The 21,822-nt window shown below is 73.3% G+C and carries 17 protein-coding genes; 6 read left to right on the top strand and 11 right to left on the bottom strand.

The genetic code is table 11. The features are described 5' to 3' along the window. Window positions 1–5 precede the first annotated feature (5 nt). The 4 genes from ACQ0O7_RS22350 to ACQ0O7_RS22335 form a co-directional block, all read right to left on the bottom strand. Entirely contained in the window at window positions 6–1,496 is a 1,491-nt protein-coding gene (locus ACQ0O7_RS22350) for a dynamin family protein (RefSeq protein WP_430784107.1), read from the bottom strand. Next, a complete protein-coding gene (locus tag ACQ0O7_RS22345; protein WP_430784106.1) occupies window positions 1,493–3,271 on the bottom strand; it encodes a dynamin family protein in 1,779 nt (592 codons plus the stop codon). The genes ACQ0O7_RS22350 and ACQ0O7_RS22345 overlap by 4 nt, the downstream gene beginning before the upstream one ends. Before the next feature lie 2 nt (window positions 3,272–3,273). Next, window positions 3,274–3,918, bottom strand: coding sequence for a hypothetical protein (locus tag ACQ0O7_RS22340; protein ID WP_430784105.1), 645 nt, complete (start codon window positions 3,916–3,918; stop codon window positions 3,274–3,276). Between the two features lie 98 nt (window positions 3,919–4,016). Then, on the bottom strand, window positions 4,017–6,077 hold the full coding sequence (locus ACQ0O7_RS22335) for a LuxR C-terminal-related transcriptional regulator (protein WP_430784104.1): 2,061 nt from the start codon (window positions 6,075–6,077) through the stop codon (window positions 4,017–4,019). A gap of 77 nt (window positions 6,078–6,154) precedes the next feature. On the opposite strand from ACQ0O7_RS22335, the gene ACQ0O7_RS22330 reads away from it, so the two are divergent. Next, entirely contained in the window at window positions 6,155–6,745 is a 591-nt protein-coding gene (locus ACQ0O7_RS22330) for a SigE family RNA polymerase sigma factor (protein ID WP_430784103.1), read from the top strand. Continuing rightward, a complete protein-coding gene (locus ACQ0O7_RS22325; RefSeq protein ID WP_430784102.1) occupies window positions 6,742–7,416 on the top strand; it encodes a hypothetical protein in 675 nt (224 codons plus the stop codon). Before ACQ0O7_RS22330 ends, ACQ0O7_RS22325 begins: the two co-directional genes overlap by 4 nt. A 2-nt stretch (window positions 7,417–7,418) precedes the next feature. On the opposite strand, the gene ACQ0O7_RS22320 is transcribed toward ACQ0O7_RS22325, so the two are convergent. After that, the gene (locus ACQ0O7_RS22320) at window positions 7,419–7,712 is read right to left on the bottom strand and encodes a DUF2834 domain-containing protein (protein WP_430784101.1); all 294 of its coding nucleotides are present in this window, start codon (window positions 7,710–7,712) and stop codon (window positions 7,419–7,421) included. A 23-nt stretch (window positions 7,713–7,735) separates the two neighbouring features. Here ACQ0O7_RS22320 and ACQ0O7_RS22315 point away from each other — a divergent pair, with 23 nt between their 5' ends. Next, window positions 7,736–8,776, top strand: coding sequence for an FAD-dependent monooxygenase (locus ACQ0O7_RS22315; RefSeq protein WP_430784100.1), 1,041 nt, complete (start codon window positions 7,736–7,738; stop codon window positions 8,774–8,776). 42 nt (window positions 8,777–8,818) lie between these two features. Here the strand turns inward: ACQ0O7_RS22315 and ACQ0O7_RS22310 are convergent, their stop codons facing one another. From ACQ0O7_RS22310 to ACQ0O7_RS22285, 6 genes are all read right to left on the bottom strand, one after another. Beyond that, on the bottom strand, window positions 8,819–9,289 hold the full coding sequence (locus tag ACQ0O7_RS22310; protein ID WP_430784099.1) for a hypothetical protein: 471 nt from the start codon (window positions 9,287–9,289) through the stop codon (window positions 8,819–8,821). A gap of 22 nt (window positions 9,290–9,311) precedes the next feature. Next, entirely contained in the window at window positions 9,312–9,815 is a 504-nt protein-coding gene (locus tag ACQ0O7_RS22305) for a hypothetical protein (RefSeq protein ID WP_430784098.1), read from the bottom strand. Window positions 9,816–9,829: 14 nt separating this feature from the next. Then, entirely contained in the window at window positions 9,830–13,396 is a 3,567-nt protein-coding gene (locus ACQ0O7_RS22300; RefSeq protein ID WP_430784097.1) for a helix-turn-helix domain-containing protein, read from the bottom strand. A gap of 5 nt (window positions 13,397–13,401) precedes the next feature. Continuing rightward, complete coding sequence (locus ACQ0O7_RS22295; RefSeq protein WP_430784096.1) at window positions 13,402–13,866, bottom strand: hypothetical protein; 465 nt, start codon at window positions 13,864–13,866, stop codon at window positions 13,402–13,404. Next, entirely contained in the window at window positions 13,863–14,690 is an 828-nt protein-coding gene (locus tag ACQ0O7_RS22290; protein ID WP_430784095.1) for a hypothetical protein, read from the bottom strand. Before ACQ0O7_RS22290 ends, ACQ0O7_RS22295 begins: the two co-directional genes overlap by 4 nt. A gap of 82 nt (window positions 14,691–14,772) precedes the next feature. Further along, on the bottom strand, window positions 14,773–16,116 hold the full coding sequence (locus ACQ0O7_RS22285; RefSeq protein WP_430784094.1) for an aromatic acid exporter family protein: 1,344 nt from the start codon (window positions 16,114–16,116) through the stop codon (window positions 14,773–14,775). A 242-nt stretch (window positions 16,117–16,358) separates the two neighbouring features. Between ACQ0O7_RS22285 and ACQ0O7_RS22280 the strand changes: the two genes are divergently transcribed. From ACQ0O7_RS22280 to ACQ0O7_RS22270, 3 genes are read left to right on the top strand one after another with little or no spacing between them, the layout of a single operon-like run. Further along, window positions 16,359–17,777 (top strand): MFS transporter, encoded by a 1,419-nt coding sequence (locus ACQ0O7_RS22280; protein ID WP_430784093.1) that lies wholly within the window; start codon window positions 16,359–16,361, stop codon window positions 17,775–17,777. Window positions 17,778–17,796: 19 nt separating this feature from the next. Further along, window positions 17,797–19,980, top strand: a complete 2,184-nt coding sequence (locus tag ACQ0O7_RS22275) for a putative bifunctional diguanylate cyclase/phosphodiesterase (RefSeq protein ID WP_430784092.1) — start codon at window positions 17,797–17,799, stop codon at window positions 19,978–19,980. Window positions 19,981–20,023: 43 nt separating this feature from the next. Continuing rightward, the gene (locus ACQ0O7_RS22270; protein WP_430784091.1) at window positions 20,024–21,598 is read left to right on the top strand and encodes a histidine kinase N-terminal 7TM domain-containing diguanylate cyclase; all 1,575 of its coding nucleotides are present in this window, start codon (window positions 20,024–20,026) and stop codon (window positions 21,596–21,598) included. The last annotated feature ends 224 nt before the right edge of the window (window positions 21,599–21,822 follow it).

Genomic DNA, 21,822 nt, shown 5'->3' with positions numbered 1-21,822 from the left:
CCTGATCACTTCCAGACTTGGTGGGTACGGAGCCCGGCCAGCACGCCCTCACAGGAGCGGACCGCGATCCGGGACGCGACGGACAGCTCGTACCGGGTCAGTGGGTTCTCGGCCCGCCGCTGCCAGCGGGCCAGTGACGCGGCCGCGGCCACCGCCAGATCCGCCTCTCCGGTCCCGGCCGGCAGTGACAGGCGCAGGTGTGCGGCGGTGCCCTCCCCGCCGATCACCCGCTCCAACTCGGCGAGCACCTCGGGTCTGCCGGTCACCCAGCCGGCCCGGATCGCGGCCAGCACCCGCAGCTCACGGAACGGGTGGGCGGAGGCCAGGATCTCCTCCAGCAGCCCGGCCACCCGCGGCGCCGCCGGGCCGGGCTCGGCGCGGACCACCGCGTCGAGTGCCAGCAGTGCCGACCGGCTCTTCAGGATGTCCCGGCGTTCGAAGAACAGCGAGTCCAGGGTCCGCCGCAGGGTGTGCAGCCCGCAGCGTTCGGTGAGTCGCGCGGACAGTTCGGTGGCGGTTCCGGCGACGTCCCGGCGCAGCAGAGTGGTGGCCAGCCGCACCCCGAACACGCCGAACCGGTCCAGCAGCTCGTCGCGTTCGGCCGTGGTCAGCCCCAGTTCCGGCATCAGTTCCCGGAACCGGTCGGCGGACAACAACAACTCCTCGGCCGTACGGGCGGGCAGCTCGGCGATCCGCCGCAACCGGGCCACCTCGGTCTCGGTCAGGGTGACGGCGGTCTCGGCGAGCAGTCCGGCGATCGGCACGACGGTCTGCACCAGCCGCCGCAGGTTCACGTCGCCGGCCATCCGGGCGGCCACCCGGGCGGCCGAGGCGAGGGTGTCCAGCCGCCCGCCGCCGATCTCGTCGGCCCTCGACAGCACCGCGATCGTGTTGACCGGGTTCGGCGCGGCCACCTGCCGGTCGTGGAAGGCCCGCAGGAACCCCAGGTCGTCGCGGTGGGTGTGCCGCATCAGATAGATCACCGCGTCGGCCGGGGTGTCCTCGTCGTCCGGGGTGAGCAGGTCCCAGGTCCGACGGGAGATCTCGGCCCGCAGCGAACCCACTCCCGGGGTGTCCACCAGCGTCGCGGTCCGCAGCGCCCGGGACGGCCACTCGACCTCCAGTTCGGCGACGTCCTCCGGGGACAGGCCGTCGAGGTCGATCTCCAGGGCGCCGTCCTCGCGGGCGAACCGGGTCTGCCGGGGTGCGCCGTCCCGGGGCCGGATCGTCACCCGGTAGGTGTGCCCGTCCCGGTACCACGTGACGATCCGGGTGCACTCGCCCGCGTCGGTGGGTGCCAGCCGTTCCCCGACCAGGGCGTTGAGCAGGGTGGACTTGCCCGCCTTGACCCGGCCGGCGATGGCCACCCGCAACGGGGCGTCCAGCCGTTCGCGCACGGTCCGCAGCCGGTCCTCGTACCGGCCGCCCCGGTAGGCGGACAGCGCCTCGGCCAGCACCGCCCGGGTCCGGTCCAGCAGCCCGTCGCCGGCCCTCACGGCTCGGCCCGGCGCCGCAGCGCGGTCAGGCGTTCCAGCTCGGCGTCCAGGTCACGGAGCCGGGACTCCCGTCCGGTGCGCCCGCCGCGGGCCGCCTCCTCCGCCCCGGCGAGCGCCGCCGCGCTGGACCGGGCCAGTTCCTCGGCCAGCACGGTGTAGTGGTCGCGCAGCCGCCGGTGGATCCGGCGCAAGGTGTCCCGGGAGTCCTTGCCGACCACGAAGGTGACCTCGTCGCAGTACCGGCGGATCTCGTTACGGGCCTGCTGCTGACGGGCCTTCACCTGCCGTTTCTTCTCCTCCCGCAGGCCCTTGCGGCCCATCACCAGGCCGATGCCCAGCCCGATCGGGCCCAGCATGATCCCGGCCATCGAGGCCAGCATGGTGAACATCAGGGTGCCGCCGTACGCGCTCTTCAACGCCACCATCGCCTGCCCGCGCAGCCGCATCTTCTCCAGGTCGATCCGGTGCTCCAGCGGGGTGCGGTCCAGCACCGGCTCCGGGCTGTGCACCGACACCGGGCCCAGCACCGCCTCGGACGAGAGCTGGAAGTGCTCACCCACCGACGCGCTCAGCTCGCCCGCCCGTACCCGCAGGAAGGTGTAGTTGGCGACCAGCTCGTGCGCGATCCGCGACCGCAACAGCGTCTGCATCTCCGGCCACGTGTCGGCCGGATCGCTGGCGTCCACACTCTCGTCGGCCTCCCGGGCCACCTTGCGCATCCGGGTCCGCAGATCGTGGTCCACGTCCGAGGTGAGGTCGGCGATCCCATCGTTGAGTGTCTGCTGCCAGCGGGCCATCGAGGTCCTCAGCGCCTCGGCGTCCTGACGGGCGCGGGCCAGCGCGGCCACGATCCGCCGGGCGCCCGCCGGGTCGAGCAGCGCCGCCCGCTCGGCCGCGAACGTACCGATCAACTGGTCGCACACCGCCGCCACCTCGGCGCGGACCGTGCTGCCGGCCCGCCGCCCGGCGTCCCCGCCGACCCGCCCGGAGACGAACTCCACCACCTCGGCGAACCCGGACTCGGTGTTCAGCCGTTTGTCGCCGGACTTCACCGCCCGCATCCGGACCACCGACGAGCCGGCCAGCACCGGCAGCGACAGCCCGGCCCGGCGCAGATGCGCCACGTCCAGCTCCCGGATCCGCCGCCACGCCGGATACAGGTCGGTCTTGCTGAGCAGGCAGATCACCGTGTCGCAGGCGGCGCACGCCCGGCTCAGGAACCGCACCTCGTTCTCGGTCAGCTCCTGCGCCGCGCTGGTCACGAAGATCACCGCGTCGGCCATCGCGATCGCGGCCAGACTCGCCGCCGCGTGGGTGGACGCCAGCCCACCGACACCCGGGGTGTCCACCAGCACCAGACCCCGCTCCAGGATCCGGCGCGGAATCCGCACCTCCACCCCGACCGCCGTGTCGGCCGACTCCAGCACCCGGCGGCGCACCTGACCGACCGGCAGATCCGCGCGGCCCGGCGGGTCACCGTCCAGGATCAGCGCGGCCTGGTGTCTTTCACCATGCCGGACGTACGTCGGGACAGCCGTCGCGACATCGTCGTCCACCGGGCAGACGGCCGTCCCGACCAGTGCGTTGACCAGCGAACTCTTGCCCTGCTTGAACTCGCCGGCGACCACCACGTGCACACACGGGTCGTCCAGCGCCCGCCGGGCCGTGACGAGCCGGCGGGCCAGATCGTCGCGGCCGTAGGCGGAACACGCCCGCAGCGCCAGGTCCAGCAGGACACCCGCGGCGGGCCGGGTGCCGGCCGGTGCGGTGGCCATCGTCAGGAGACGCCGGCCCAGCCCGCCGCGGCGTGGTCGTCCGGCTCCGGCTCGTCCGCGCAGTCGCCGTACGCCTGCGGCTCCGGCTCGTGTTCCGGCTGGTACGGGGCCTGCTCCTCGGGCTGGTACGGGTCGCCGGCGACGGGTGGATGCTCGACCGGGGGCTCGTACCCGGTGGGCTGCTCGGGGATCGCGGGTTTCGCCCCGCCGCCGAAGTCACCGTCGTACTCCTCGTGCACTGGCGGCGGAGTCTCCTGGTGGTAGTGGGAGTTGTCGACGTCGATGTCCACCGAACTGTCCACCCGCGAGTTGTCCACCTCGATGTTCTGGATGACGTCCCGGTCGTCCTCGTAGTTGACGTAGGTGATGTAGTTCAGGTGCTGGATCACCTCGCCGACACCCTGCTCACCGTCGTAGGAGGGCGGCGAGACGGCGGTCTGGTCCGCGGCGTACGGGTCGGTCTGCCCGTGCTCGGCCGCCACCCGCCCGGCCACCTCCGGAATGTCCACCTCGGAGAGGTCGGCATCGGTCAGTCCGCGGGCCGCCAGGACACCCGAGGGATCCGCCGCGTAGTCCTGCGCGACGTCCCGGTCGTTGAGGATCTCCGAGATGAGATTGCTGATCGTCGTGGTTACATCGATGGTCATGGCGTTCGCCTTCCCGCTGCGTCCGATGCCTGTGACCAGCTTGCAGAGAGTGACCGTTCGCGGACATCGGGGCATTCCCCGTCCCCACCCGGCGAGGATTAGGGGATCGGCCGGTCCCCGAGCGCCCGGTGCAGGGCGGTGATCAGCTCGGAGCGGGTGTTGGCGCCCAGCTTCACCCGGATCCGGGCGACGTGGTGCTCGACCGTCTTCGCCGAGATGTAGAGCTGCGCGCCGATCTCCCGGTGCGTGCGCCCGGCCAGCACCAGCCGGGCCACCGCCTGCTCGCGGCTGGAGAGCGGACCGGTGGGCTCGGTGTCCTCCCCGGCGATCACCACCCGTGCCCGGATCCGCTGGATCCGGGCCAGCCACACCGGTGGGGCGCCCAGAGCCGCGACGATCCGGTCCAGACGGGCGAGCACCGGTTCGATCCGCCGGGGTTCGCGCAGCCGGGCGGCGGTGATCAGCACTTCCTCCAGCGCGTCGATCTGCCACAGGTCGATCGCGTCCCGGGCCAGCATCGGCTCCGCCTCGGCCCAGTACCGCCGCATCCCGGCCAGGTCGCCGTCCCGCCGGGCCAGGCCGGCCCCCAGCGCGGCCCGGAGCAGCGCCTCCCGGCCCAGCAGAGTGACGCCGGACAACGCGGCCAGCTCTCCGCCGGCGGTCCCCTCACGGCCGGCCCGCAACCGGGCCCAGGACAACAGCAGACGATGCCGGTGTACGGCCACCGGCCCGCCCACCGTCGTGGCCAGCGCCCGCCGGAGCAGGGCAGCCGCGGTCACCGGGTCGCCCACGGCCATCGCGACCAGGGCGCCGAGCGCGTGCGGGGTGTCCGGCAGCACCACCGCCGGCGGGGTCCGCTCGACAGCCTCGGCCGCCTCGATGAACAGCGGCAACGCCCGATCCGGCGCACCGATGGCCAGAGCCGCCTCGGCGAGGCGCGCCAGCGGATCCGGCGCCGGTTCCCGGACCGCCTCGCGGGCCTGGTCCGGACACCCCACCGCGATCAGCATCGGCACCGCCAGCACCGGCCCCGGCGCACCGGCCGCCAGCAGCGTCTCCGCCGCCCGCCCGGCACGGCCCTCGTGGGCGGCCACCGCCCCGGCGGCCAGCGACGAGCGCCCGTCCGATGCGGCGGCGGGGGAGTGCGGGAGCCCCAGCATGGCTGCCGCCTCGGCCCGTCCAGCGGCCAGACCGCCCGGCTCGGCGCCACTGGCCGCCGCCTCGTCGAACCAGTTCAGGGCCTCGGAAGGCCGGGCGAAGCGCAGACTCTCGCCGGCCCGCCGGTACACCGCGGCGGCGGCGGATCCCCGGGCCTGACCCGCGCGCAGCTGCCCGGCGGCGAGGACCAGCGACTCCGGAGCCCAGGCCAGCAGCGCGGCGGCGACCGCCTCGTGCACCCGGCGGCATCCGGACGGGGAGGCCTCCCGCCGGATCGCGGTGGCGACCGCGGGCAGCATCGACTCGCCGGTCTCGGTCAGCCATCCGCTGTCGGACAGCTCCCGGATCAGCGCGGGCAGCTCGGCCAGCGGAAGCCCGGCCGCGGTGGCCAGTACCCGGTCGGTCAGGTCCAGGCACAACGCCAGCACCCGGGCCAGCGCGGTGATCTCCGCCGGGCACCTGGCGAGATGCCGTTGCACCCGGGCGGTCAGCGCCGGGGCCGGCCGGAGCCGCTCGCCGTCCTCACGGGCACCGGCCATCGCCGCGACAAGCGCCGGACGGCCGCCGCCGGCGGTGTGGACCCGCAACGCCTCGGCCGGCGGGACACTCCGCCCGGTGATCCGGCCCAGCAGCCCGGCCACCCCGGCGACGTCCAGCGGTTCCAGCAGGACGGTGCCGCCGCCGACCGCCTCGTCCAGTTCGGCCAGCTCCGGCCGGTCGATGGTGGGCCGGCGGGCCACCAGTGCCGGCACACCCCGGCGGGCGGTCGCGGCCAGCACGAGCAGGATCGGCCCGGGGCACCGGTGCGCGTCGTCGACCACCAGCAGCGTGTCCCGGGTCGCGGCGGCCAGCCGGTCGGTCCACGCGGCGGCCGGCTCGTCCCGGCCGGGCAGGTCCAGGACCGGGCCCGGGAACGTCGCGGCCAGCTGGGCCAGCCGGTGGGAGCGTCCGGAGCCGTCGACACCCACCACAGTGGTCGCCGCGGGGGCAAACGGTGGCATACGCCTCATCATTGACAACCCTGCGAAAGATGGGGAGGCATGCAACCCCATCGGGTCGTACCGCGGTCTGGAATGACGTGACATCAGACAGGAGCTCGGAGAGAGCCGAGCGCGACCGGCAGTTCGCCGCCTTCGTGGCCGAGCGGCGCGGCCTCATGCTGCACACCGCGCGGCTGCTCACCGCGGGCGACAACCACCTGGCCGAGGACCTGGTCCAGACGGCGCTGACCAAGTTGTACGTCTCCTGGCCGGCGTTCCGGCAGGCCGCCAGCCCGAACGCGTACGTCAGAAGGGCCCTGTTCAACGCCCTGATGGACGAGCGACGGCGGATCTGGCGCCGGTTCGAACGCCCGGTCGCCGACGTGCCGGAGAGCCCCGGCGCGACCGACGGCGACGGCGATCCGGAACTCGCCCGCGCCCTCGGCGAACTGCCACCACGGATGCGGGCGGCGGTGGTGTTCCGCTTCGTCCACGACATGGACGTCGCCGACACCGCCCTGGCCCTCGGCTGCTCGCCGGGCACGGTCAAGAGCCAGACCGCCCGCGCCCTGGAGAAGCTGCGCGCCGCCCTCGGACAGCCCGCCACCCCGCTCGGCGATCTCAACCGCGCCGATCTCAACCGTGCCGATCTCAACCACGTCGATCTCAACCCTGGAGTGACCCGATGAACGACCTGCACACCCGCCTGTCCCGCTTCGGCGGCCCGATCACCGCCGCCTCCGACGAAACGATCACCGCCGACGTGGCCCGCGGACACCGCGCGGTGCGCCGCCGCCGGACCGTCCAGGTCGCGGCCGGTTCGGCCTTCACCGTGGCCGCGCTGGCCGCCGCGGCGACGTTCGGCGGCGGTGGCGTCCCGTCGCCGTCCACGCCGTCGGCCGCGACCAGCGCCGCGGTCCTGCGCCTGGTGGACTACCACGGAGAACAGCCCCGGTACTTCACCATCGACAAGGTGCCGGAGGGATACTTCGTCCAGAACGACGACCGGGGCGGCCTCACCATCGCCCCCGACTCGGTCAAGGTCCGGCCGTCCGGCATCGACCCGTCGAAGCACCCGATGTACGACCCGGAGATGCTCAGCGGAAAGATCGGCATCTACCTGGAGCAGAAGGAGTACCGCGGCGAACTGGCCGGCGACACCGTGACCGTCGACGGCAAACCGGCCGTCCTGCACCGGATCGGCGCGACCACCCAGCTGATCATCGCGGTGTCCCCGCTGGTCTACGCCACCATCCAGGTCGACGTGCCACTGACCCGCGACCAGATCCTCGAACTCGGCGCCGGCCTGCACGTCCACCAGGACGCCATCGACCGGATGGGCCGGGTGCGCGGCAAGTAGGGTTACCGCCGCAGCGCCAGCCACAGTGGCAGGCCGCAACTCGGCCCGACGAGCAGGGTTGCGGCCACCACCGCCCAGCGCGCTCGCACAGGCCGTGTGTCGATCGCCATGCCGGCCAGCACCACCACCCCGCCGGCCAGCACGTCCAGGGCGAAGAAGACAGCGCCCGGCGACCCGAACGCCTGCCGCACCAACTCGGCCGGGTCCAGGCCGTGCCGGCTGACGAACACCGCCAGCGCCGCGTACGGCACGACCGCCCCGAGCACCGCCAGTCCATAGAAGATCCGCCGCGCCATCCACCCACTGTAGATTGCTGGGCATGGCCGTACCGGAAGTGATCATCGCCGGGGGCGGCGTCGCCGGCACCGCCACCGCCCTCGCCCTTCTCGACGCCGGAATCACCGCCGAGGTGTACGAGGCACACCCGGCCGGGGGTGCCGACGGCGGCGCGTTCCTGACCGTGATGCGCAACGGCATGCTCGCGCTGGCCGGATTCGGCGCGGCCGGGGCGGTGGAGGCGGTGTCGTTCCCGGCCCGGTCGGTGTCGCTGCTCGACCACCGGGGTGAACGGTTAGGGCACCGCCCGATCGAGGGCCCGGCGCGTTCGCTCACCCGGGCCGCGCTCTACCGCGCCCTGCAGGATCTGGCCGCGGCCCGGGGCATCCGGGTGCATCACGGCCGGCGGCTGACCGGCGTCACCCGGGGCCCGGGCGGGGTGACCGCCGAGTTCGCCGACGGCGGCCGGGCGAGCGGGCGGCTGCTGGTCGGCGCGGACGGCATCCACTCCCGGACCCGGCGGCTGATCGACCCGGGCGCACCGGAGCCGCGCTACAGCGGACAGCATGTGGTGTACGGCTACACCCCCGGCAACCCGGCCGGTCTCACCCCCGACGAGTACCACATGATCCGCGGCAGCCGGGCCTTCTTCGGCCTGACCGCCCCCGGCGACGACGGCCGCACCTGGTGGTTCGCCCGCCTGCGGGGTGACCGCCCGGCCGCCGGCCTCACCCCGCGACAATGGCGTGACCTGGCGTCCGAGGCGTGCGGCGACGACGGCACCCCGGTCCGGGCCTTGATCGCCGGATCCACGACCGTGGTGGGCGGCGACTCCTACGACATCCCGACCACCCCGCACTGGCACGACACCCACCTGGTGCTGGCCGGCGACGCCGCACACGCCGCGGTCCCGGCGGCGGCCCAGGGCGCCTCGATGGCGTTGGAGGACGCGGTGGCGCTGGCCGCCGCACTGCGCGACCACGACACCCCGGAGACCGCCTTCACCGCCTACGAATCCCGCCGCCGCACCGAGACGGAGGAGACGGTGGCGGCCAGCGCCCGCCTCAGCGACCCGCGCGGATAGCCGGGGTCACCCATGAGACCCCGGGCGATGGCCGACGCCGTCTCAGTCCTCGAGTTTCGGGAGGTCCCGCGGATCGCCGTCCCACACCGGCCAGCCGTTGCGCACATTGACCTGGTTTCCGATCCGGCGAACACGCCGGATGTGATTCAGCATCCGGACGAGCTGGATCAGCCCCACGAGCGCGGCGACGATCGCGGCCACGGTGAACGCCATGTCCGCGACGTCGGCCAGCCAGATGAACACCAGCGTCGCGGTGAACAGGGCGGTGGCCGTGAACGCGTACTGAAGCGCATCCATGATCGACATCATCCCGCGCAGCGTCATGGCCTGCGGATCCTGGGAGACCAGCTCGGCCAGCGCCCGGTCACGCTCCACCCTGACCGCCATCCGCCGGCGCAGGACGGCGCTGTGCCGGCCGACGGCGTTCTGCAGGTACGGCGTCATCAGGTTCACGCCGATGCCGATCGGGATCGCCAGGCCGAGACCGAGCCAGAAGCTGGTGCTGTTGTCCATGTGCCCTCCGAATCCGTGGCGGTCAGCGGGGGTACGTGACGATGATGTCGCGCCGGTCGTCCTCGCGGCAGCCGGCGGGGACCCGGGTGAAGCTGGTCTCGCCGTCGCCCTGGCGGATCATGTCGAGCAGGGTCCGGTTGCAGGTGGCGTCGGCCGCGAAGACCACCAGGGCGTAGCGTTTCCGGTTGTCGCCGCGGTTGCCGATCGGGCCGTTGACCAGGGCCCACTCCCGGCTCTCGATGGGTTCCGCGCTGACCGAGTAGTAGGTGCCGTCCTCCGGGTCGAAGTCGAAGATCCAGCCGTGGTGCTCGCCGGGTTCGAAACCGCAGGTGCGCCCGGTCATCACGACACCGGTGCGGCCTTCGATGGACTGGCCGGTGACCGGGACCCGCAGCTCGAACGTGCGGTCGCAGAAGTGGGGTTCGATGAACTTCTGCTGGAAGTAGGGCTGGCTGAGGACCGCGCTGGTGACGGCGGCCACAGCCGCGACCACGGCGGCGGCCAGGGTGGCTCGGGTGGCGTCCATGACGTTCTCCTACGTCAGCAGGGTGGCTGGTACGGGAGGGAGGGGACATACCGGGTCCATTCGGCGCGGGTGAGGGGATCGCCGGTGGTGGCGCAGATGTCGGTGGCGACCGTGGTGGGGTCGGTGTTCCACAGCCAGACCGTGGCCTCCCGGCCGGCCGCCGCCACCGTGCGGCCGTCGGCGGCGAACGCCACCGTGTAGAGCGCCTTCGACGGCACCACCTGGGTGGAGATCAGGGCCGGGCGGGCCGGGGCCCGGGTGTTCCAGAACCACAGGGTGCCGTCGGTGACCGCGGCCGCCAGGGTGCCGCCGTCGGGGGTGAACGCCAGGGCGTACACATAGTTGGCGGGTCCCTCCAGGACGGGCCCGACGCGGCGCGGGGCGGCCGGGTCGGTGAGGTCGTACAGGCGGGCGGTGTGGTCGCCGTTGCCCATCGCCAGGATGCGGCTGTTGGGGTGGAAGGCCAGCGACATCACGTAGTGGTCGGGGCCGCGCAGTTCGCCGCCGAGGGTCACCGGGTTGCCGGGGTCGCGGACGTCGACGATCCGGGCGGTCTTGTCGACGCTGCCGGCGGCGAGCAGGGTGCCGTCGGGGCTGAACCGGACCACGTAGGCGTACGCCCGGAAGGTCACCGCCGTGGACCGTTGCACCGGGTTGGACGGGTCGCTGACGTCCCACAGCCGGACGGTGTTGTCGTCGCCGGCGGTGGCCAGGACCCGGCCGTCGGGGCTGAACGCCAGCGATTCGACGAGCAGGCCGTGCCCGGGGACCGGTGGGCCGTACGGCTTGCGGGTCGACGGGTCGTACAGCTCGATGGTCCCGTCGCCGTGGCCGACGGCGAGCACCCGCCCGTCGGGGCTGAATCCGACCGCCCCGGCGGCGGCACCCCGTGCGGGGAGGGGTGCTCCGGTGCGGGACCGGGCCCGTACGTCGAAAATGGTCACGTCTCCGCCGGCGACCGCGAGCAGACCGTCGTCCGGGCTGAACGCCACCCCGTTGATCACCGCCGGGAGTCCGGTGAGGATCGGCCCGGGGATCCGCCAGGCCCGCACCACCCCGTCGGCGGCGCTGGTCAGCAGGCGGTCGCCGGCGAAGGTGACGCCGGTGACCGGGCCGGGGTGCGGCAGCCGGGCGATGACCACGTCGCGGGTGAGGTCCCAGACCTGGGCGGTGCCGTCGGAGCTGGCGAAGGCGAGCAGGTCCCCGCCGAAGGCGACCGAGTTGACCCAGCTGTCGACGCCGCTGAGCGGGGTACCGGCCGGGCTGCCGTCGGTTTTCCACCGGTAGACGTGGTGGTCTCCGCTGCCGGCCGCGATCACCTGCCCGTCGGGGCTGTACGCCACCGCGAACACCTTGCGGTCCGGGCCGGTCAGGGCCCGCTTCTCCACGGTGAGATCGGCAGACCTGAAGAGCCGGACCGTGCCGTCGGCGAGCCCGGCCGCGATCTCGGCGCCGTCCGGCCGGAACGTGACCGCCTGCACCAGATCGGGCAGCCCGGTGGCGGACGGGCCGGGCCGCCAGGTCGCGGTGTCGTAGAGGCGCACGCTGCGGTCCCCGCTTCCGGCGGCGAGGGTGCGGCCGTCGGGGCTGAACGCCACCGTGTAGACGAGCGCCTCCGGCCCGGTCAGGGTGGCCACCTCACGGGGCGCGACCGGGTCGGCGATGTCCCACACCCGTACCGTGCCGTCGCCGTTGCCGGCCGCGAGCAGCGTGCCGGACGGGCTGAGCGCGGTGCTGTAGACGACGTCTCCGCCGCCGGGCAGGGTGGCCACCGCCCGCGGCGACGACGGGTCGGCCAGGTCCCAGAGCCGGACCGTGGTGTCCGCGTTGCCGGCCGCGACCAGGTTCCGGCCGGCGTGGTGGCTGACCGACTGCATCACTCCGGCGCCGCCGAGCATCCGGGTGACCGGCACGGACGCGGACGCGTCGATCAGGCTGGCCCGCGCCTCGGCGGTGTCGCCGATGCGCTGCGCGGCCAGGCTGAGCTGGGCCGCGAGGGCCGGGTCGGTCTCCCGGACCCGGTCGGCGCGGGTGGCGACCAGCCGGGAGATGGCCAGGTTGCGTTCGGTCTCGGCGGTCTGCCGCTGCTGCACCGCGACCACTCCGGCGACCACCGCCACGATCAGCAGCACCAGCAGCAGGGCGAGGGACTGGTAGAGCCGTACGGTGCGGCCGCGTTCGCGTTTGAGCCCGGCCCGGACGAACTCGGCGGCCAGCGGCCCGGTGCCGGGATGCCCGCCGGCGGCCAGCAGATCGCGGGCGGCGGCCAGGCGGGCGCCCTGGTAGAGCGCGGCCGGGTCGCGTTCCTCCCGGTCCCAGATCTCGGCGGCCTCGGCCAGCCGGCGGGCGGTGGCCAGCCCGGCCCGGTCCGCCTCGATCCACTCGTGCAGGCGGGGCCAGGCGTGCAGCAGCGCCTCGTGACTGAGCCCGACGGTGTCCTGCTCCACGGTGATCAGCCGGCGTTCGACGAACTTGTCCAGCACGGCGGCCCGTTCCACCTCGGCGACCGGGGCCTGCCGGCGGGTGTCCGGGCCGGTGTCGGAGACCCGCACCAGGCTCAGGAACAGCTGCCGGGCGGCGGTCTGCTCGTCCGGGTCGAGCGAGTCGTAGAGGGTGTCGGCGGTGCGGGCGACCGCGCCGCGCAGCCCGCCGCTGGCCCGGTAGTCGGCGACGGTGAGGCGGCGGCCCCGGCCGAGTTCCCAGGTGGCCAGCAGCACGTGCGACAGCAGGGGCAGCGAGCCGGCCTCGCCCGGGGCCAGGTCGCGCAGCAGCAGTTCGGCGAAGCCCTCCTCGACGTCCACCCGGTGGTGGCGGGCCGGTTCGACGATGGCCCGGCGCAGGCCGTCGGGGGACATCGGCGCGACGATCACCTGGCCGCCGGAGGCGAGGGCGGCGGCCAGCTCCGGCACCCGCAGCGCCTCCTGGTAGAAGTCGGCGCGCAGCCCGATCAGCACCCGGCCGGTGAGCCGCCGGACCACCGGCGCCGGATCGTCGTGCAGGGTGAACAGCTCCTCGAACTGGTCGACGATCAAGATCTCGTCGGCGGTACGCCCACCCAGACGGTCCAGTGGATCCGGGCCGGGGGTGATCAGGCGCACCGGCACGCCGTCGGCCCGCAGCGCCGCCACCACCCCGGCCCGCAGCAGCGAACTCTTGCCCGACCCGGACGCCCCGACCACGATCAGCGGCCACGGCCCGTCGTCCTTGGCGATCCGGTCCAGCAGGGTGGCGGTGAGATCCTCCCGGCCGTGGAACCGGTCGGCGTCCTCCGGCTGAAAACTGGCCAGCCCCTGGTACGGCACCGGGTCGCCGGCCGGCCGCGGTCCGGGGATTCGGCGCACCCGGTGCAGCGCCTCGGTCCAGGCGGCCACCTCGGCCGGGTCGTCGACGCCGCACGCGGCCAGCAGCCGGGCCATCGTGCCGGCCGGTTTCAGCGGTGGCAGATGGCGTCCGCTGAAGTAGCCGCCGAGGGTGCTGGCCGCGATCCCGGACAGCCGGGCCACATCACGAACGGTACGGCCGGAGCGTTCCCGCAGGCTGGTCAGGGCCGCGGCGAACTCCTCCCGGGATTCGATCCGCATCAGAGTCACCTCCGCTCCAGGACTGGCGGACAGCCGAACCCCCGGTGCCGCAGGACCAGCACGTCCAGCAGGAAACCCCAGCGCGCCTCGCGCCGCAGCCGCCGTTGCAGCGCGGGCAGGGCGACCAGGACGCGCGGCAGCCGGCGCAGCGGCCACAACCGGCGGCAGCGGGACCAGAGCAGGATCCGGCCGTACGGGCGGGTCGCCGCCGCCACCTCGACCAGCAGCGCGAACACCTGCCGCCGCGGGATCCGGTCCACCGCGTCGGCAAGCATCAGGCAGTCGAACCCGGGGCCGTCCGCGCGCAGCGTCGGGAACAGCAGCGCCGGCCGGACCACCACGAGTTCCGACGGCCGATGCCGTCGCAGGCCGGCCGCCAGGTGGGCGGGCTGGGCCAGGCAGAGGATCCGGTCGCCGGGCTGCGGGCGCAGCGCGGCGTGCACGATGCGGTGGTCGTCGATGGCGGTCACGGCGAGGTTCCGGTGCGATCGAGCAGCGTACGGGTGAGGCGCCGGACGATCCCGCCGCTGCCGTAGCCGAGCCGGAACGCGGCCCGCTCGGTGACCCCGCCGACCGGGGTGGCCCAGCGGACGAAGTCCACGATCGCCAGTCCGGGCCCGTGCGGGGCGGTGCGCACGGTGGGGAACACCAGGCAGTGGCCGCGGCCGTCGTACCGGAATCGCAGGTTGAGACCCACCGCGTGCACCTCGGCCAGCCGACGCGCCGTCGCCAGCAGCAGCAGGAAGGTGAAGTCCTGGTCGGTGTGGCAGCGGGTGCCGAGCGGCAGCCGGTAGGCCCAGCCGGTGATCGCGCTCTGGCACAGCGCGGGCACCCCGGACGGCCCCAGCTCCGGAAGGTCCACGGTGATCACCCGGGACACGTCCGGGGCGAGCTGGAGCAGTCCGGGGATCTTGAGATGGGTGTCGATCAGCTCGTCGCGGCGGGTGGTGGGCAGCTCCGGTACGGCCCGGGCGAGCAGGGCCCGGCAGCGCACCGGATCCAGGTCGCGAAGCCACGGGCGGGTCTGGTCGTGGAAGGCGGCGATGCGCTGGTGGCGGCTGCGGGTCGGGGCGAACGGGCGGTCGGCCAGCGGCAGCCGGCGCAGCAGGGCCAGCCGGGCCGGCTCCCGGATCCGGCCGTGCAGGGCGGCCCGCAGATCGGCGACCTTCAGGATCTTCAGCACCCGTTCGCCGCCGTCGGCGAAATACCGGCCGGTCAGCGTGACGGCGCTGGGCTGGTGGGCCGGGAAGTCGACCTGATGGGGTTCACCGGACACCCGGACGGTGAGTCGCATGGGCCCATTGCAGTGGCTCCCGGAATCGTGCCGGAAGACCCGCGCGAGACATCCGTACAGGTCCGTACAGCCCCGGTGGCGGTCAGAGCCGTCCGGCGACCGCCTTCTCCCAGGCCAGCCGGACGGCCGGCAGCACCTCGGACACCGCGGGGATGCCCGGCCCCGGCTCGCGCACCCCGACGGTCAGGGCCGGCGCGGACCGCTCCAGCGACCCGGCCATCCGGTCGATGTCGGTGATGATCGAGCCGGTCAGCACCAGCACGCCGGTGTCCTCGACCTCGCGGCGCATGGTCCGCACGGTCCGCTGCCGGGCCTCCCGCAGCGAGCTGAGCTGGTCGTACAGGTTGCCGGTGTCCGGGCCGGCGGCGGCCCCGCGTTCGGCGACCAGGGTGCCGTGCGCGGCGAACGCGTCCGAGGCGGCGGTGAGCACCTGACCGATCGCGGCCGGCACCGCCGGGGTGCCCGGGTTGGCGACCGCGTCGAACATCGACCGGGCCACCGAGTTGACCTGCTGGACCCCGTGCTCCAGTGCGCGCAGGGTCTGTTCGAGCGGGTTGACCCGGGTCATCGAGGTGGTCAGCGACCAGCGGGCGTGCCCGGCCAGCTCGTCCACCGCGGTGACCGCGCCGGCCAGGTCCTCGTCCAGCTCCCGGGACCGGGCCAGCCACTGCTCGGCCTGCTCGCGGGTGTACCCGCCCTGCACCCCGGCGCCCAGCGCGCCGAGCAGGCGGCTGATCTCGCCGGACAGGTGGGCCAGCTTGATCTGGGCGCGCTCCATCGGGGTCATCCCGCCGACCAGCGGGGACAGGATCACGCCGACCACGATGCCGAGGACGGTGGCCTCGACCCGCTCCCACACGAACGACTCGGTGATCATCGAGCCGCCGACCAGGATGCCCATCGACGTCAGTGGCACGGTGGCCGAGCTGTCACCGAGGCGCAGCAGGCGGCCCGCGGCCAGACCGGCGGCCGCGATCACCGCGATCGACCAGGGGCTGATGCCGAACGCGCTCCACACCGCCAGGGTGACGGCGATCCCGGCGACCGTGCCGATCAGCCGCTTGGAGCCCTCCCGCAGCGAGGCGTGTGAACTCATCTGCACCGACAGCGTCGCCGAGATCGCGGCCAGCACCGGGCCGGGCAGGTGCAGCGTCTGCGCAGCGGCCACGGCGATCCCGGCGGCCACCCCGGTCACCAGCACCGAGCGTGCGGTGGTGGCCTCCACCTTGTCCCGGCACCGGCGGGCCAGGCGGCGCACCGGCGCCGGCAGGTGCGGGCGCAGCCGGGACACCAGGGCCCGGCAGGTCAGCTCCACGGCGGGCTTGACCTTGCGGCGCAGCAGGGTGGCGGCGACGGCGCAGAGCGCCAGACCGATGGCGACGACGGCGAACGGATCAGTGGCGGTGACGAGTTGCTGCGGTGACACGAAGTAGCTTTCTCTCTCAATTCTCGAGCGATCTTCCGACAGAAAAACTATCGCCGGGAACTGCGCGATCTTTGGATTTAGGGCGAATGTGACGGGCATCGCGCCACTCCGGGGTGTCGACGGTCGGTTACGATGGCCGTCTGCTCAGCCGTCCGGCTCGGGGTGGCCTGCGTGAGATCTCACGCGGTCCGGGGCTGGAAACCTCCAGGACTCGTCTTCATCTTCAGGTCCGGAGGTCTCCGTTGCGTGATTCCCGATGGTGGGCGCTCGCCGTCATCTCGATGACCCAGCTGGTGGTCGTGCTGGACGGCACGATCGTCAGCATCGCGCTGCCCCGCGCACAGGCCGAGCTGGGTCTGTCCGACGGTGCCCGGCAGTGGGTGGTCACGGCGTACGCGCTGGTCTTCGGCGCCCTGTTGCTGATCGGTGGGCGCGTCGCCGACTTCTGGGGCCGCAAGCGCGCGTTCCTGACCGGCATGATCGGTTTCGGGCTTGCCTCGACGTACGGCGGCCTGGCGCAGACTGGTTTCGATCTGATCCTGGCCCGCGGGCTGCAGGGCCTGTTCGCCGCGCTGCTGGCCCCGGCCGCGCTGGCGCTGCTGACCGTGACGTTCCCCTCCGGCCGGGACCGGAACCTGGCCTTCGCGGTGTTCGGCACCCTGGCCGGCAGTGGCGCGGCGGTCGGCCTGGTGCTCGGCGGGGCTCTGACCGAGTTCGTCAGCTGGCGCTGGTGCCTGCTGGTCAACATCGTGTTCTGCGCGCTGGGTGTGCTCGGGGGCCTGCTGTTCCTGCGCGAGTCGAGGGCCGAGGGCGACAACCGTTACGACATCCGCGGCACGGTCACCGTCAGCGCCGGTCTGGGTCTTCTGGTGTACGGGTTCAGCCTGGCCGAACACGGCTGGGCCGAGTGGGACACGGTGCTGTTCATCGCGGCCGGCCTGGTGCTGCTGGCGCTCTTCGCCCGGCTCCAGTCCCGTTCCTCGCACCCGCTGCTGCCGTTGCGGGTGCTGGCGCACCGGGTGCGCGGCGCGGCGTTCGTGATCCAGGCGCTAATCGGCACCCTGATGATCGGCGGCACCCTCTACCTGACCTTCCACCTGCAGCTGGTGATGGGCATGTCGCCGCTGGTGGCCGGCCTGGCGAACGTGGTGATGACGGTGGTGATCCTGGTGCTCACCCCGGTCTTCGCGAAGTACCTCCCGGTGATCGGCCCGCGCCGCCTGATGATCGCCGGTCCGGCGGTGGCGGCGGTGGCCCTGCTGCTGCTGACCCGGATCACGCCGGACGGCGGGTTCGCCACCGAGATCCTGCCGTCGCTGATCCTGCTCGGTGTGGGCCTGTCGATGCTGTTCTCGGTGGCGCAGAATCTGGCCCTGGCCGGCGTGGCCGCCCATGACGCCGGGGTGGCGTCGGCGGCGGTGAACTCGGCGATGCAGATCGGCGGCTCGATCGGCCTGTCGGTGCTCACCGCGGTCTACACGGGTGCCTCGGCGGGCGGGAGCACCCCCGCCGCCCTCACCGACGGGTACGCCGCGGTGTTCCTCACCACCGCGATCGCGATGCTGGCGGCCGCGGTGGTCGCCGCCCTGCTCATCCGGGGCCGGACCGGGGATCTGCTGCCCGGCTTCGACGAGGAGCGGGTTCTCTCAGCTTCGCTGTGATCGGACCGACAGTGCGGACATGAGACGCGGTGGCGGTACGGGATCCGGAGCGGTCCCTCGTGCCGTCCCGGCCCTGCTCGCCGCGATCGTGCTGGCCCAGACCGTCGGCTGGATCCGGCCCGGCTGGTACCCGGTGGTGCTCGGCGTCTCGCTGATCGTGGTGGACACCCTCGGTGTGGTCTACCTGCTGCGGGTGGCCCGGCTGGGCCTGAACCGGCTGTCCTGCCGGGTCGCCGTGGTGGCCCGCGGGCTCGGGGCGGTCAACGCGGCGATCTTCCTGGTCTGGTCGGCCGGCATGCCGCACTGGGTGTGGTGGGCCGCCGCGACCGCGCACGTCACCGGGATGGGCCTGCTCGGCCTGTCCACCGTCCTCGGGCCGCTGGCCCGGCTGAGCGGCCCGCACCGGCAGGCGTTCGTCGCCGAGATGGTGGCCGTCGGCGCCGCCGCCGTCATGATCATCTGGTGTGTGGGCCTCGATCCGGCGCTGTGGAGCAGCGGCCCGGACCGGGCCTGGATCATCCTGGCCGGGCTGCCGCTCGCCGACCTGATGCTGGCCATGGCGATCGCCGCGATGCTGCTGCGCGGAATGATCAGCCACTGGCGGGACCCGATCTCGGTGCTGGTGGCCGGCATGGTCCTGGCGATCCTCACCGACACCGCCTGGGTGGCCGGGCTGCCGGAGAGCGCCGCCCACGCCGCCGGGCCGGGCGGCGGCACCCTGCTGATCCTCGGCCACGTGCTGCTCACCCTGTCCCCGCTGATGTCCAGCTCGGGCATCGGCAGCGTCACCGACCGGGCCCGCCGCGCCGGGCCGCCGCGCTGGGTGGCGTACCTCCCGCTCGGTGCCCTGGTCACCGGGGTGACCCTGCTGCTCGGGGTGATCGCGGCCACCGCCGGCTTCGTCCGCTGGAGCGGCCTGATCGTGGCCACCGGCATCATGATCGCGGCGGTGGCCGCCCGGCAGTGGCTGGAACTGTCGTCCACCCAGGCCCGCGCCAGCCGCGACCTGGAGACCGGCCTGGCCAGCCGGCTCGCCCTCAAGGACACCCTGGCCGGGCTGGTCCGCGGCCGGGAGACGTTCGCGGTGCTGGCCATCGCGGTCCCGCCCGGCGGTCCGGTGGCCGACGTCCTGCGTTCCTGCGTACGGGCCGACGACCTCGTCGCCCGCCTCGGCACCGGCACCTTCGGCATCGTGCTCACCGAAGCCGCCGTCGAAGCCGAGGCCACCACCGTCGCCCAGCGGCTGCTCGCGTCCTTGCCCGGCCGGGCCTCGATCGGGGTGGCGGTCGCCCGGACCGACGAACCGGCCCGGACCGTGCTGCGCAACGCCGAGATCGCCCTCAACCACGCCCGCCGGGCCGGCGCCGCCACCTTCGTGGTGCACGAGCCGGCCATGAACGACCGGCGCGCCGCCGACGCGGCCCTGGCCGAAGCCCTCGAAGGTGCCCTGGCCCGCGACGAGTTCACCGTCCTCTACCAGCCGATCGTCGACCTGGCGTCACGCCGCACGGTGGCCGTGGAGGCACTGCTGCGCTGGCACCACCCGCTGCACGGCGACGTGTCACCCGGCCGGTTCATCCCGGTCGCCGAACGCTCCGGCGAGATCGTCGCCATCGGCCGCTGGGTGCTGGAGCAGGCCTGCCGGCAGGCGGCCGCCTGGCGCGCCGACGGCCTCGACCTGTCGGTGACGGTCAACGTGTCACCCCGCCAGCTGCAGGAGCCGCACCTGGCCCGGGAGGTCCTCGACGCACTGGACCGGACCGGCCTGCCCGCCGCCAACCTGGTCGTCGAGGTCACCGAATCGGCGATGGTCAACGAGGCCGTCGAGATCGCCGCCCTGCGCACCATCCGCGCCGCCGGAGTCCGGATCGCCATCGACGACTTCGGCACCGGCTATTCGTCGCTGCGATATCTCACCCGCCTTCCGGTCGACATCCTCAAGATCGACCGAGGGTTCGTGGCCCAGCTGGACGGCACGGCCGAAGGCTCCGCGATCGCCGAAGCGGTGATCCGGCTCGCCCAGATCCTGCGCCTCACCACCGTCGCCGAAGGCATCGAGGACGAACAGCAGGCCCGCGAACTGGTCAACCTCGGCTCCGAACGCGGCCAGGGCTTCCTGTTCGCCCGCCCGCTCCCGGCCGCCGACATCCCCGCCCTGGCCGCGGATGTGACCTACACCGGTTTCCAGCGACTGTCCGCATGACCGTCGCCGTACCGCCGATGAGTGGTTTTTCGGGAGGTGCGTGATGACAGCGACGCTGGTGATCGCGGCGGTCTTCACGGTCGCCGTGGCGACCTCTGCGGCCGTCACGGTGTCCGCCTGGCGGCGCCGCGACCAGGCCGCCGGATACCCGCCCATCGCGGTGCTCGCCGCCGGGTCCACCTGGTGGTCGTCGATGTCGATGGTCACCCTGTTCTGGCCCGACCCGACCGCCGCCACCTGGACCATCTCCCTGACGTACGCCGGAGTCTTCACCCTGGTCGGCGGCTGGTGGGTGACCTCCCGGGCACTCGCCGACCGGTTCTGGCGACTGCGCCCCCGGACCGCGGTGCTACTGGCCATCGAACCCGTGCTGTGCACCGTCGCACTGGCCACCAACCCGTGGCATCAGCTGTTCATCGACCACATCAAACCGACGAGCGTCGGTGGGGCGTACGCGGCGGTGTTCGGTCCGCTCTTCTGGGTCCACGCCCTCTACTGCTACGCCATGCTCGGTATCGCCGGCGTCCGCGTGTTCCGGATCTTCATCCGGTCCACCAACCGCAAACGCGGCTACCTGCTGGCCGTCCTCACCACCTTCCCGTCCGTGCTGGTCAACCTGGTCGGCGTGCTGTCCGGCGGCACCATGGTCGACCTGACCGCGATCGGGCTCGCCGCCGGCGCCCCCGTCATGTACTGGATGGTCCGCCACGACCAGTCCCCGACCACCGCCCCGGTCTCCCACCACGACCTGTTCCGGATCATGTCCGACCTGGTCATCGTGGTCGACGCGGAACGCCGCATCCTCGACCACAACCCGGCCGCCCAGCCCCTGATCGCCCACGTCGGCGCATCCGGCCGCCTCCCCGGCGCGTTCGGCGAACTGCCCACCGACGGCAACAGCGAATTCACCATCAACGACCTCGCCGGTACGGGCACCGACCTCAGCATCCGGATCAGCGCCGTCACCGGCGGCCGCCGCCGGGCACCCGCCTGGGTCCTGGTGGCCCGGGACGTGACCGAGGACAACCGGCGGGCCCGGGCGTTGGAGGCCGCCAACGCCCGGCTGCGCGCCCAGCTCACCACCATCGAACGACTCCGCAGCGACCTCGCCGAACAGGCCGCCCGTGATCATCTGACCGGTTTGCACAACCGCCGCCATCTGATGACCGCCCTGTCCACGATGCTCGCCGAACGCCGCAGCCTGTGCTTCGCCCTCCTGGACATCGACCACTTCAAGCGCATCAACGACGGGTACGGCCATACGGTGGGCGATGAGGTCCTCACCCGGGTGGCCCAGCATCTGTCCACGGTGGCCCGTCCCGGGGATCTGGTGGCCCGCTACGGTGGGGAGGAGTTCGCGGTGGTCCTGACCGATTGTGCCCTGCCGGAGGCGGTGTCCCGTATCGACGCCATCCGCCGGGCGATCGCGTCGTCCCCGCACCCGGCGCCCGGCGGCTCCCCGCTGTCGGTGACGGTGAGCGCGGGGGTGACCGAGTCACCCGGCACTCCCGATATGACCGCCTTGATCCAGGCAGCGGACGTGGCCCTGTACGCGGCCAAAGCCGCCGGCCGCAATCAGGTCCACACCACCCCGACCCCGACAGTCGTCCCCCGCTGATCCCCGCCGCACTCGCGTCGTGCCATCTCCCGGCCGGTTTCGCGCCGTCAACAATCAAGCAGCCGCCGTCACGCGGTGGTCGTGGCGTTGGTGTGTGCCGTTTTGTGGTTTGTTTCGTGCCGGAGGTTGTCACGCGGTGGTCGTGGCGTTGGTGTGTGCCGTCTTGTGGTTTGTTTCGTGCCGGAAGTTGTCACGCGGTCGCCTCAACACACCCGGCGCGGGGC

Source organism: Actinoplanes sp. G11-F43 (genome assembly GCF_050589265.1).
In the GTDB taxonomy this organism is placed as follows: Bacteria; Actinomycetota; Actinomycetes; order Mycobacteriales; family Micromonosporaceae; genus Actinoplanes.
This window is presented reverse-complemented; position numbering and strand designations above follow the sequence as displayed.